Raw genomic sequence first — 12,156 nt, forward strand, 5'->3', positions numbered from 1 at the left:
CGGCAGGCCGCCTTATGCGGGCCAGGTTTTTGATTATGCCATAATTGTGCAGTGCCGCACCAAGAGGGGGCAGTGAACGATTATGCTAAAGAAGTTGCAGGCCAGAAAAGAAAGTTTGCAACAATTTTGTAATAAGCAAATAAAAAAAGCCCGCGTCAATGACGCGGGCTTCTTAGTTGCGCTTTTATGACAGCGCCGGATTTGTTCCCTTTTTACACCAGATCGCCTCAGGCAGCCAGGCGCACGCTGCTGCGGCAGCCGTCCATCAGGAAGGACAGGCCGACCACCAGCACCAGCTCGCCTTCGGCGGAACGCGCGGTGCCGGTGATGCCCTCGACCGTCAGCGCGGTCATCGGCTTGATCACCAGGTCGGCGGTGCCGTCCACCGCTTCCATCGCCAGGATATAGGGCTGGGGCGCATTGATGACGATGCCGACGCGCTCGGAGCATTCCTCGTAGCCGAGCGCCAGCGCCAGCGAGCGCACCGGCAGCGGACGGCCCTGGTCCTTCAGCACCGGGGCGCCGCCGACGCACATGAAGTTCTCCGGCAGCTCGACCACGCGCTCGACGACGGCCATCGGCAGCGCCAGCGAGGCGCCCGAGGTCGACACCAGCATGGTCGGCACGATCGACAGCTCGATCGGCAGGCGGATCGCGAAGCGGGTGCCCTTGCCGAGCTGGGATTCGATGCGGATCGCGCCGCGGTTCTTTTCCACCGCGGTCTTGACCACGTCCATGCCCACGCCGCGGCCCGAGACCGACGACGCCACTTCCTTGGTCGAGAAGCCCGGCAGGAACACCAGCTGGTAGGCATCCTCGTCGCTCTGGGCGCCGTTCTCGCCGATCAGGCCCTTGTCGATCGCCTTCTTGCGCAGGCGGACCGGGTCCATGCCCTTGCCGTCGTCCTGCAGCACGATCATGACGCTGTTGGCTTCCTGCCACGCCTTCAGCAGGATGAAGGCCTTGGCCGGCTTGCCCGCCGCGACGCGCTCCTCCGGCGACTCGACGCCGTGGTCGAGCGCATTGCGCAGCATGTGCACCAGCGGGTCGTACAGGCTGTCCACCACCACGCGGTCGACTTCGGTCTCGGCGCCTTCGATGGTCAGCTCGACATCCTTGCCCAGGTCCTTGGCCAGTTCGCGCACCAGGCGCGGGAATTTCTGGAACAGGCGGCCGACCGGCTGCATGCGGGTCGCCAGGGTGGCGCGCTGCAGTTCGGCCGAGTAGCGCGAAGCGCGTTCCAGGGTCTCGGTCAGGGTCGCCATCAGGGCCGCGGCCTGGCCTTCGAACTTGAACTGCTGCAGGCGCTCGAGCAGCACGGCAGCCTGGTTGGCGGCCTGCACCGACTCGCCCGCCACTTCCAGCAGCGCGTCCAGCTTGACCGCGTCGATGCGGATGCTCTCGTCCTTGGCCGGCGCGTTCGCCGCGGCCTTGGGGTCCTGGCGGCGATCGATACCGTCCCAGCCGCCCTTGGCGGCAGGCGCGGCGGCCGGCGCGGCAGTTGCCGCAACCGCTGCCGGGACCGCGGCCGGAGCGGCGCCGCCGCCGGCGGCCGCGGCCGGCGCATCGGCGGCCGGCGCGGCGGCGCTTGCCGGGATCACGGTGCCCGCAGGCACGACGGCCGCATACATCGCGGCCCAGTCCAGGCCGTCATCGCCGATGGCGGACGGCGCGGCGGCGGGCGGCGCTGCAGCGGCCGGCGCGGCGGCCACGGCAAGCGGCGCGGGCGCCGGCGCCGGGGCGGCGGCAGGCGCGCTGCCGCCCTTGCCTTCGATCGCATCCATCAGGATACGCTCGAGGTCGCCCGGCATCTGGGCCAGCTGTTCCGGCGCCGCGCCATTGTTCAGGTCATTCAGCTGGTCGGCCACGAAACCGGAGGCCTGCAGCGCGGCCTCGATCGCGATCGGGGTCACCGGCGCGGCGCCGGTGCGCAGCGCGTCGAACAGGTTTTCGGTCAGGTGGCAGGCCGCGACCAGCGCGGGCAGGCCCATGAAACCGGCGCCGCCCTTGATCGTGTGGAAGGAGCGAAACACCGCATTCAGCGTTTCCTTGTTGTCGGGATCGCGTTCGAGGCGCAGCAGATGCTCTTCTACATTTACTGCCAGGTCCATCGCCTCGACGACGAAATCCTTGAGCATATCGTCCATTAGAATCCCAGCTCGGCGAGAAGGTCGTCAACGTTGTCCTGGTCGAGCGCCGCCTCCGGCACCGACGGGCCCTGCATCAGCGGCGCCGGGGCCGATGGCTGGTGTTTCTGGGCCAGTTTTTCCTTCAGGTCGGCCGGTGCGTTGTCGCGCAGCAGCTGGGCCAGTTCCTGCTCGACCGTCTGGGTGATCTTCACCACTTTCTTGATCAGCTGGCCGGTGATGTCCTGGAAGTCCTGCGCCATCATGATCTCGAGCAGGCGCGCCTTCTCGGCTTCGGTCGCTTCCGTCACCAGGGCCGCGAACTGGCGCGAGTCGCAGGCCAGGGCCTTAAACTCATCCAGGCTGAGCTTGCCCGCGAACAGGTCGGCCCAGCGCGTTTCCATGTCCTTGGCCTGCTTGGACAGCAGGTCCTGGGCCGGCATGCCCTCGTCCAGGGTGTTCAGGACCTTGTTGGCGGCCTGCTCGGTCAGGCTGGCGACGTATTCCAGGCGGTCCTGGGCGTCCACGATCTGGGACGAGGCTTCGGTCAGCGCCTTGTCGTAGCCCAGTTCGCGCAGCGAGTCGTGCAGCAGGCGGACGATGCCGCCCAGGCGCTCGAACATGTTGCGGTCGGCCTCGCTCATCGGCGCTTCCTCGGCGGCGGCCGGGACCGCGACGGCGGCAACCGGCGCGGCGGCGGCCACGACCACGGCAGGGGCCGAGGCCGCCGATACCTGGTCGAACAGCGATTCCAGGTCGTCCTCGTCGGCGGCTACCGCTGCGACGGCGGGCGCCGCTACCGGTACGGGCGCCGGCGCGCTGGCGCGCTGGGCCGCCACTTCCTCGAATAATGCGTCGAAATCGTCAGCGGCGTCGGTCATCCCTGCTTCTCCATAATGTATAAGTTCGCGTGCGCTATGCAATCCGGGGTACTGCGTCCGTCAGGCCGTGCTCGGCCAAAAAATATTGATTGACGGTAAGAATATGGATGCGAGTGTAGCAGTGTGGTTGCCGTAGGTAAATCTCGGAAAACGCGATGCAACAAAATGGACAAAAAAACTTAATTCCGCGACAATCAAAAGGCCGGGTTCCTGATTTTTTTCACAAGCACGGTGTTGTATTTTGTAATCGGGAGACTGATGGCGTAAGATGGTTTTGCAACTTAACAACAGCCTGGTGTTTGATAGAACTCAACAGTTTGCGTCATAGCAATCGCCACCGCGTCCATTACCTCCAGAATGGACCTGGCCCTTGGGAGGAGTCATCATGTACCGCAAGATCCTGATCACTACCGACGGCTCGGCCGTGTCCCAGCACACGGCCTGCGCCGGCGTCAAGTTCGCGCAACAGATGGGCGCCGAGGTGCTGGCCCTGTTCGTCGCACCCGAATACCAGTACCCCGTGTATGTCGAGATCATCCCGCCCTCCTACCCGAGCGAGGAGGAATACCTCGCCCAGATGCGGCGCATGGGCGAGGAATACATGGGCAAGATCATGAATTCCTGCGCCAGCAGCAACCTGAAGCACGCCTGCATGACCGCGTTTTCCGACACCGCCGCGCTGAAGATCGTCGACGTGGCGGAGCAGGAAGGCTGCGACCTGATCTTCATGGGCTCGCACGGCCGCAGCGGCTGGGGGCAACTGCTGCTGGGCAGCGTGACCAACAAGGTGCTGTCGCACACGACCAAGCCGGTGCTGGTGCACCGCCTGATCAAGGAGCCGGGCACCTGACAGGCTTGCCCCACCCCGCCTGCATAGTTTGAAGAAGGACACGATTTTGTCCGAAACGGTGTGCTACCCTCCGGTTTCACGCCGCCCAGGGATCGAGGATGAAGCCATGGTAAGAATCGTCATTGCCGATGACCACACCATCATGCGCGAAGGGCTCAAGCGCATCCTCGACGGCGCCGCCGACATCGAGATCGCCGGCGAGGCGACCAATGGCTTCGAGGTGCTCGCCCTGGTGCGCCAGGGCGGCTTCGACCTGCTGCTGCTCGACCTGTCCATGCCGGGCCGCAGCGGGGTCGACCTGATCCGCCAGGTGCGCAGCGAAGCGCCCAAGCTGGCCATCCTGATCCTCACCATGCACGAGGAGGAGCAGTACGCGGTGCGCGCGATCCGCGCCGGCGCCCAGGGCTACCTGACCAAGGAAAGCGCCGGCACCCAGCTGGTCGGCGCCATCCGCAAGGTCGCGTCCGGCCGCCCCTACATCAGCACCGAGGTGGCCGAGCAGCTGGCGCTGAACATCATGGCGCCCAGCGAACAGCTGCTGCACAAGCAGCTCTCCGACCGCGAATTCGAGGTCTTTTCGCTGCTGGTGGGCGGCAAGTCGATCACCGAGATCGCCAACGGCCTGCACCTGTCGGTCAAGACCGTCAGCACGCATAAAACGCGCATCATGCAGAAGATGGGCATGAGCTCGCTGTCCGAGATGGTCCAGTACGCCGTCGCACACCGCTTGCTGTCGCCGATGCGGGCCTGACACCGAAGTGTTTTGACCCCGGCCCGTCGTTTTGGTGCCGGGTCGCTTCCCCTTGCTCCCTGCCCGATCCGCTCGGCCCGTGCCATTCCGACGCGGCGTCCGATACGGCGTGCCCGCTTCTTCCCTGGCGCGCCGCCTTGGCCAATAAGATTAATCCTACACAGCCCCCATCTCTCCTACCTGCATATTCAGGCATCGCTGATATTCGAGCCGGACTCGTGTTGGCATACTGAATCCAGTGTTTCACTTGCTTGCGATCCAAGTCACGGCGTCAGCCAGTCCGCTCCGCAACCCACGCGAGGCTGGCCGGCCGGGTCGCCGCCTGAAGCCTGAGCCCCTCACCTGGAGATGAGCATGCAGTCCCCCTCAACCTCGGAACAACGAAATGTTACCCAGCCAACCCTGCATACTCCCATGGAAGCCGGCCGCCAGCGACAGGGCCGCCTCTGGTCCAACCTGAAAGAAGTCTGCGACCTGCTCCGCATTCCGGCCAGCGTCTCGGTCACCTCCGAGGAACTCCTGTTCCAGCATGTACAGTTCAAGACCGGCCAGCGTGTCCACACCATCGGCCAGGCCTTCGACACTTTGTACATCGTCAATTCCGGCTTCCTCAAGACGGTGCTGATCGACGAATTCGGCAACGAACAGGTGCTGAGCTTCCCGATGAAGGGCGACATGCTCGGCGTCGACGGCATCCACACCCGCCATTACGCCTCCGAAGCCGTGGCGCTGTCCGACTGCGACCTGATCCTGCTGCCGTTCAAGAAGCTGACCGCGCTCGGCCGCGTGCATGCCGAACTCGAGAACATGATGTACGGCGTCATGAGCCGCGAACTGGTGCGCGAGCAGACCATGATCGGCATGCTGGGCGCGCTGTCGGCCGAGGCGCGGGTGGCCCGCTTCCTGGTCTCGCTGGCCGACCGTTTCGCGGCGATGGGGTATTCCAGCAAGCTGTTCAACCTGCGCATGACCCGGCACGAGATCGGCAGCTACCTGGGCCTGACCCTGGAAACGGTGAGCCGCACCCTGTCCGCCTTCAACGAGATCGGCCTGATCACGGTCGACCAGCGCACCATCGGCATCAAGGACCCGGATGCCCTCAAGACCCTGCGCCGCCTGCCGCCCTCGCGCTCGCGCACCAAGCAGGGCGCCAGGCAGAAGGCCGAGCTGGAGCAGCCGGGCGACGACCAGGTGCTGGCGACCGCCTGATCCTCTCTCCATATAAAAGAACGAGGCCGGCGCCGCAAGGCGGCCGGCCTCGTCGCATCCAGCCACCCGGTTACTGGTCGCGCGCGAGCACGCCGCCGTTGACGCGCACCCGGTCGCCGGCGCGGAAGCCCGGATCGTTCTCGTACTGGATCGCCTGCGTCGCTCCGCTGTTGGCGTAGCGCACCACGACCTCGTAGCGCTGGCTGCTGCGCATGTTCTTCTCGATCTGGCGGCCGGCCAGGGCGCCGCCGACCGCGCCCGCCACCGTGGCCGCCTTGCGGCCGCTGCCGCTGCCGACCTGGCTGCCCAGCAGGCCGCCGGCCACCGCGCCGCCGATCGTGCCCAGGTAGTTGCCGTCGCCGCTGACCTCGATCACGTTGACGGCCTCCACCACCGCGCAGTTGGTGCAATAGCGCGCTTCGCGCGGCGCGCCCTGCCCTCCGTGATAGCCGTTCCGCGCCAGCAGCGGCTGGCCCAGCACGGTCGTCGAGTAGCGGCCTTCGGCGCGGATGGTCGCGGTCACGCGGCTGTCCGGCTGGATGCGGTCGGTGTTGCGCACCGTGTAGACGGCGCTGTACTCGCCCTGCCTTACCTCGGGCAGGAAGAACACGCCGCGCGCCCCCGCGATCGCCACCTCGACGCGCGCGCCCGGCGTGCCGTTCACGGTGAAGCGCAGCTCGTTGCCCGGGCCCAGGTCGGGGCTGCCCTGGACGTCGAAGCGTTCGATGCGCGGCAGCGAAGCCAGTTCGCCGCGCCCGTTCTGGCGGCGCTGCACGTCGCCGCGGATCAGCGATTCGCTCAGCATATTAGTCGCGACCTGGTTGCCCAGGCGCAGGTTGGCGGTGACGCCGCTTTCCGGACGGATGCGGTCGTGGGTGCCGATCGTATAGGTGCCGGTGTACTGCCCGGGCTCGACTTCGGTCAGGTGCAGGTTGCGGGTGGCGCCGTCGATGCGCAGGTTCGCGGTGCCGCCCGGGCTGCCATACAGCTCGAAGTGCAGCTCGACGCCGGGCGCCAGGCGGCGCACTTCCTCGACATTGAAACCATTGATGACCGGGCCGGCGGGCCGGACGGCCCGGGCGAGCTGGCCCGGCTGGGCCTGGGCCGGGGCGCTTCCCAGCATCGCGCCGACCGGGGCCAGCGCCACCATCAGCGTGCACAACAGGGTACGGACATGCATGGGCTTCTCCTCCATTCGAATAAGGCTGGGCTTTGATGGAGAAATTACGCCTGTGAATGGGACGGGTCGGTACGCTAACGAACGCTGTGAACCGCCTCGCCTGAGCTGACATAGATCCGGTCGCCCGGCCCAGGGCGCACCGCATGCCCGCCGGTGAAGGCGCCGAAGGATGGCAGGATCATGCGCTGCGTCCCCACCACGAAGCACGGCAGGCGCAGCGCATCGAAACGCGTCGCCAGGACATAGACAGGATGCACGTGGCCGGCCAGCGCATAGCCGGGCGTGTCCAGGTCGGGATGGTGGCAGAAGGCGAACGGCCCGATGGCATGCGGTTCGTCGACCAGTTCGATGCCGAGCGCGGCCGCCGGGTCGCCCGCATGCAGGTCGTGGTTGCCGCGCACCAGGGTCAAGTTGAGCGCGGACTGGCGCTGGCGCCAGGCCAGCATCGCCTGCTGGGTCGAACTGGCGTGGGCCGCGCGCGCATGCAGGAAGTCGCCCAGGAACACCACGTGGCGGGCGCCGTGCGCTTCGATGAGGGCGTCCAGTCCGGCCAGGTTTTCGCTGGTGGTGCCGCGCGGGACCGGCACGCCGAGCGAGCGGAAGGCCGCCGCCTTGCCGAAGTGGATGTCGGCGATGACCAGCATGCGCTCGGCCGGCCAGAACACCGCCTTTTCCGGCAGCAGCAGCAGGTCCGCGCCGCCGGCCTCGATCGTGACGCCGTTCATGCCGCGGCCGCCTTTTCCAGTTCGCGCACCATGCGCGCGACCCGCTCGGACAGCTTCTCGCTGCTGACCTTTTCGCGGTAGCGCTCGACCATCAGGGTGAAGCCGAAGGGCGTGGCGCGCTGCACCTCGTGGAAGGCGATGCGGCGCCCATGCAGGGCGGTGAGCGTGTCGCGCAGGCGGGTCAGCTCCAGTTCCTGCTCCATCACCTCGCGCTGGGCCTGGCTCAGGAGCAGGTTGCCGGAATCGTGTTTGCGGAACACTTCGAAGAACAGCGAGGACGAGGCCTGCAGCTGGCGCGCCGATTTCGGCTGGCCCGGATAGCCCTGGAAGATCAGCCCGGCGATGCGCGCCACTTCGCGGAAGCGCTGCTGCGAGAGCTGGGTCGCGTTCAGGCTTTCCAGCACGTCTTCCAGCAGGGTGCCGGTATCGAACAGGCCGATGCCGGCGCCGGTCTCCGCGTCGAAGATCCCGGCCCAGTCGACCGCCTCGGGCGCCAGCAGCTCGAAGCCGTAGTCGTTGACGGCGATCGAGAACGTGATCGGCCGGGTGCGCGCGATGCGCCAGGCGAACAGTGAGGCCAGTCCCATGTGCACGGCGCGCCCGCCGAACGGATACACGAACAGGTGGCAGCCTTCGCGGCTCTTCATGCGCTCGACCACCAGGGTCTCGGGCGTCGGCAGCGACGACCAGCGCTGCTGGACCTCGATCAGCGGGCGCAGCGCCTTCATCTCGGGTCCGTCGAACACGCCCTGCTCGGCCAGCCGCAGCTCTTCCAGGGCGGCGCGGGACAGCTCGTCCGACATCGGCATCTTGACGCCCGACCAGCGCACGATGGCGCCGCGCGTGCCGGTGGCGCGCTTCACGAAGGCCGTCATCTCGTGCACGCGGATGAATTCGAGGATGCGCCCGCTGAACAGGAAGTGGTCGCCCGGCTTGAGGCGCCCGATGAAGGACTCCTCGACGCTGCCGAGCCGTCCGCCGCTCATGTACTTCACCTGGATCGTCGAATCGGAGACGATGGTGCCGATGCCCATCCGGTGGCGCCGGCCGATGGCGCTGTCCGGCACCCTGAACACGCCCGTCTCGTCGGGCAGCACGCGCCGGTATTCCGGGTACACGGTCAGGCTCTGGCCGCCGCGCGCCACGAAATCCAGCGCCCACTGCCATTCCTCTTCGTCGAGCGTGCGGTAGGACCAGCTGCTGCGCACCTCGTCGAACAGCTCGGCCGCATCGAAGCCGCCGCCCAGCGCCACCGTCACCAGGTGCTGCACCAGCACGTCGAAGGGCTTGTTCGGCACGTAGCGTCCCTCGATGCGGCGCGCCGCCACCGCCTTCCTGGCGCCGGCCGCTTCCAGCAGTTCCAGGCTGTTGGTCGGCACCAGGGTCACGCGCGAGATCCGTCCCGGCGCGTGGCCGCTGCGCCCCGCCCGCTGCAGCAGGCGCGCGATGCCCTTGGCGCTGCCGACCTGCAGCACCCGCTCGACCGGCAGGAAGTCCACGCCCAGGTCCAGGCTGGCGGTGCAGATCACCGCCTTCAGCACGCCGTTCTTCAGGCCCAGCTCGACCCATTCGCGCACGTCGCGGTCGAGCGAGCCGTGGTGCAGCGCGATCACGCCGGCCCAGTCGGGCCGCGCCTCGAGGATGTTCTGGTACCAGATCTCGGACTGCGCACGGGTGTTGGTGAACACCAGGGTCGCCTCGTAGTCCTCGATTTCCCTGATCACCGGCTCCAGCATCTGCATGCCGAGGTGCGCGCCCCAGGGAAAGCGCGCCACGTTGGCGGGGATCAGGCAGTCGACCACGATCTTCTTGCGCTGGTCGCCCTCGACCAGCACGCCCTCGTCCCGGCCCAGCAGCACCTGGCGCGCCAGGTCGAGGTCGCCCATGGTGGCCGACACGCCCCACACCAGCAGCTGCGGGCGCCAGCGGCGCAGCCGCGCCAGCGCCAGCTGCACCTGCACGCCGCGCTTGCTGCCCATCAGTTCGTGCCACTCGTCGACGATGATCATGTCCAGGTGGCGGAACTGCTCCTGCGCCGCCGCGTGGCTGAGCATCAGGGACAGGCTCTCGGGCGTGGTCACCAGGGCGGCCGGCATGCTGCGCGTCTGGCGCGCCCGTTCGGCCGAACCGGTGTCGCCGGTGCGCGCGCCGATGCGCCATTCCGGCAGCAGCACGGCGGCCGAATCTTCCAGCGCGCGCTGGGTGTCGGCGGCGAGCGCGCGCATCGGCGTGATCCACAGCACCCGCAGGCCGGAGGCGCGCCGGTTCGCTTCCAGCCCGGCGCGCTGCAGGGCCGCGAACCAGACCGCGAAGGTCTTGCCGGCGCCGGTATTCGCGTGCAGCAGGCCCGATTGCCCGGCCAGCGCGGCCTCCCAGACCTCGCGCTGGAACGGGAAGGCCTTCCAGCCCTTCTCGGCCAGCCAGGCCTTGATACGCTTGCTGACGTCGTTGCCGCTCATGGGATGGGTCGAAGTCCGTGTCTCATGGTCGAATACGCCCCAAATTCACCTCCGTGTCCGCGGTTTGGGGTCATCATACACTGCAGGAACCGGCGAGAAAGTGCTAGGTGAAGTAAGCTCATTGCGTGTATTGTTTTTTTTCGCATCAAGTATGCCGATCGCGTCATCGCAGCCCTGGTTGAGATTAAGGAAATGAGCAATCGTCAAAATCGATCCGATGTCGATACTGCAAAGGCGGTCACGCGCGGCATCAATATCCTGACCGTGCGCAACCGCTCAGTGGCGCAGAAATACATGGAATACAAGCGTGTTCCCCCGAGTGTCATCACGCGCGTGCTCGACAATCCGTCGTCGCGTCGCATGCCCAGTGCGGAGCAGCTGATTTCGGAAGCCATCACCCCTTCGTCCCCAAGCCCTGCCGACGAATAGCCGGGCTGCCAGCCGTAGCCGGATCAGCCCGGTCCGTCACCACGGATCTCCCCGGGCAGCAGCCAACACAGGAGACCCGCGAGCAATGAGGAAGCCTCAGGCAGAAGCGAGACAGCTCGGCCCGGCCCAGCTGCGCGTACTGCTGACACTGTCGCGCGAACTGCTCCAGGCCGACGAGGCGGGCAGCTCGCTCGAACTGGTCGGCCGCGCCCTGGCCGAGATGATCCGGCCCGACTCGGCCTTGCTGCTCCTGCGCGGCGAGCGGCTGGATATCGTCGGGTTCGACAACCGCGGCGTCGCCCATCCAGCCGGAACCGGCCATGCGCTGTATCAAACCGCGATGGCCCTGTTGTCCGGCGTGGGGCCGGCCGTGCACGACAAGGCGCATGGCAACCGGCGGTGCGAACACGTCGGGCAGCGTACACTCGCCCTGGCCGTGCCGGCGCATGCCGCGATTGCCGCTCTCGCCGTTGCATGGGACCATGAGCCGAGCGCAGCAGAGCTGGACAGGTGCAGACAGGCGCTGTCGCATATCCTGGAGCTGACTGCGGCGGCGCTGGGCAAGATCGAGGCGCGCAGCTCGCTGGAGCGGCTCGTGTGGGACCAGCGCGAGCAGATCGCACACAGCTCCGATGCCCATGCCGCGGAACTGGCGCGACGGGACGAGACGGCGACCAAGATGCGCATGCTGTCGCTGACCGACGTCCTGACGGGCTTGTACAACCGGCGCGGCTTTTTCCTGCAGGCGGAGCAGGTCTTCAAGGTGGCGCAGCGCAAGCATGCCAACAGCGCCGTGATCTTCGCGGACATCGATGGCCTGAAGCGCGTGAACGACGACCTCGGCCACGACATGGGCGATCGCCTGATACGGGACGCCGCGATCGTGTTCCGCCAGTCCTTTCGCCAGGCCGACGTGGTGTCGCGTCTTGGCGGAGACGAGTTCGTCGCCTACACCCTCGACGACGAGCAACCGGAAGCGATCCTGGCGCGTATCCGGGCCAGGCTGCGCGCGTTCAATCTCAGCCAGGAACGGCCGTACAGCGTGTCGATCAGTGTCGGAGTCGTGCAATGCGATCCGGGCGGCGCGCAGACGCTGTCGCACTATGTGCAGCTGGCCGACAGGCAGATGTATGCCCAGAAGCGCAGCCGCCTCCATTAAGGATGCAAACAGGCGCGCCCGGGGCGACTGCGGTTCATCTGTCCGTCTCGAACGATTCTTCGTTCTCCGCGGTCGCGCGCTCCGCAGCCATGCCGTCTTCCCGCGCCTCGAAATCGTCATCGACCTCCGGCGGGTTCAGCATGTCCGCCAGCATCGCTTGCAGTTCCGGCGTGTCCCACGGCTCGCCACTGCGCTCTTTCGTATGGATATAGTGCCTGATTTCGCTTTCCTGCTCGTCCGTTAACGGAAGGCCGCGGAAAGTCGTCTTGGGGATGTCCTCATTCATGATGCTCACACTTTCGATCAACAACGCCGAACGGTTTGCGGTCGGGCCGAGCGCGGCGTTGCGCCGGCGGCGACGAGACGGGCGCTTCCAACGAACCCGTA

General features: G+C 66.8%; 11 protein-coding genes. 5 read left to right on the forward strand and 6 right to left on the reverse strand.

The genetic code is table 11. The annotated features are described in order from the left end of the window. Positions 1-227: 227 nt before the first annotated feature. The gene (locus H162_RS0118370; protein ID WP_020654957.1) at positions 228-2,147 is read right to left on the reverse strand and encodes a chemotaxis protein CheA; all 1,920 of its coding nucleotides are present in this window, start codon (positions 2,145-2,147) and stop codon (positions 228-230) included. Further along, positions 2,147-3,007 (reverse strand): protein phosphatase CheZ, encoded by an 861-nt coding sequence (locus H162_RS0118375; protein ID WP_020654958.1) that lies wholly within the window; start codon positions 3,005-3,007, stop codon positions 2,147-2,149. Before H162_RS0118375 ends, H162_RS0118370 begins: the two co-directional genes overlap by 1 nt. A gap of 385 nt (positions 3,008-3,392) precedes the next feature. On the opposite strand from H162_RS0118375, the gene H162_RS0118380 reads away from it, so the two are divergent. From H162_RS0118380 to H162_RS0118390, 3 genes are all read left to right on the forward strand, one after another. After that, positions 3,393-3,857 carry a universal stress protein gene (locus tag H162_RS0118380; RefSeq protein WP_020654959.1) on the forward strand — a complete coding sequence of 155 codons (465 nt, stop codon included), beginning with the start codon at positions 3,393-3,395 and terminating at the stop codon, positions 3,855-3,857. 106 nt (positions 3,858-3,963) lie between these two features. Next, entirely contained in the window at positions 3,964-4,608 is a 645-nt protein-coding gene (locus H162_RS0118385) for a response regulator (protein WP_020654960.1), read from the forward strand. A 414-nt stretch (positions 4,609-5,022) separates the two neighbouring features. Beyond that, positions 5,023-5,817, forward strand: a complete 795-nt coding sequence (locus tag H162_RS0118390) for a Crp/Fnr family transcriptional regulator (protein WP_020654961.1) — start codon at positions 5,023-5,025, stop codon at positions 5,815-5,817. Positions 5,818-5,887: 70 nt separating this feature from the next. Here H162_RS0118390 and H162_RS32760 read toward each other — a convergent pair whose 3' ends face one another. The 3 genes from H162_RS32760 to H162_RS0118405 form a co-directional block, all read right to left on the reverse strand. Beyond that, entirely contained in the window at positions 5,888-6,997 is a 1,110-nt protein-coding gene (locus H162_RS32760; RefSeq protein ID WP_051109954.1) for a glycine zipper 2TM domain-containing protein, read from the reverse strand. Between the two features lie 74 nt (positions 6,998-7,071). Beyond that, entirely contained in the window at positions 7,072-7,722 is a 651-nt protein-coding gene (pdeM, locus tag H162_RS0118400) for a ligase-associated DNA damage response endonuclease PdeM (RefSeq protein ID WP_020654962.1), read from the reverse strand. Continuing rightward, positions 7,719-10,181, reverse strand: coding sequence for a ligase-associated DNA damage response DEXH box helicase (locus H162_RS0118405; protein ID WP_020654963.1), 2,463 nt, complete (start codon positions 10,179-10,181; stop codon positions 7,719-7,721). Before H162_RS0118405 ends, pdeM begins: the two co-directional genes overlap by 4 nt. 192 nt (positions 10,182-10,373) lie before the next feature. Between H162_RS0118405 and H162_RS33325 the strand changes: the two genes are divergently transcribed. Next, positions 10,374-10,610 carry a hypothetical protein gene (locus tag H162_RS33325; RefSeq protein WP_084677059.1) on the forward strand — a complete coding sequence of 79 codons (237 nt, stop codon included), beginning with the start codon at positions 10,374-10,376 and terminating at the stop codon, positions 10,608-10,610. 85 nt (positions 10,611-10,695) lie between these two features. Next, on the forward strand, positions 10,696-11,769 hold the full coding sequence (locus H162_RS0118410) for a GGDEF domain-containing protein (protein WP_020654964.1): 1,074 nt from the start codon (positions 10,696-10,698) through the stop codon (positions 11,767-11,769). A gap of 34 nt (positions 11,770-11,803) precedes the next feature. Here H162_RS0118410 and H162_RS0118415 read toward each other — a convergent pair whose 3' ends face one another. Beyond that, positions 11,804-12,055, reverse strand: a complete 252-nt coding sequence (locus H162_RS0118415; RefSeq protein ID WP_020654965.1) for a hypothetical protein — start codon at positions 12,053-12,055, stop codon at positions 11,804-11,806. Positions 12,056-12,156: the final 101 nt, after the last annotated feature.

Source organism: Massilia niastensis DSM 21313 (assembly GCF_000382345.1).
Lineage (GTDB): Bacteria > Pseudomonadota > Gammaproteobacteria > Burkholderiales > Burkholderiaceae_D > Telluria > Telluria niastensis.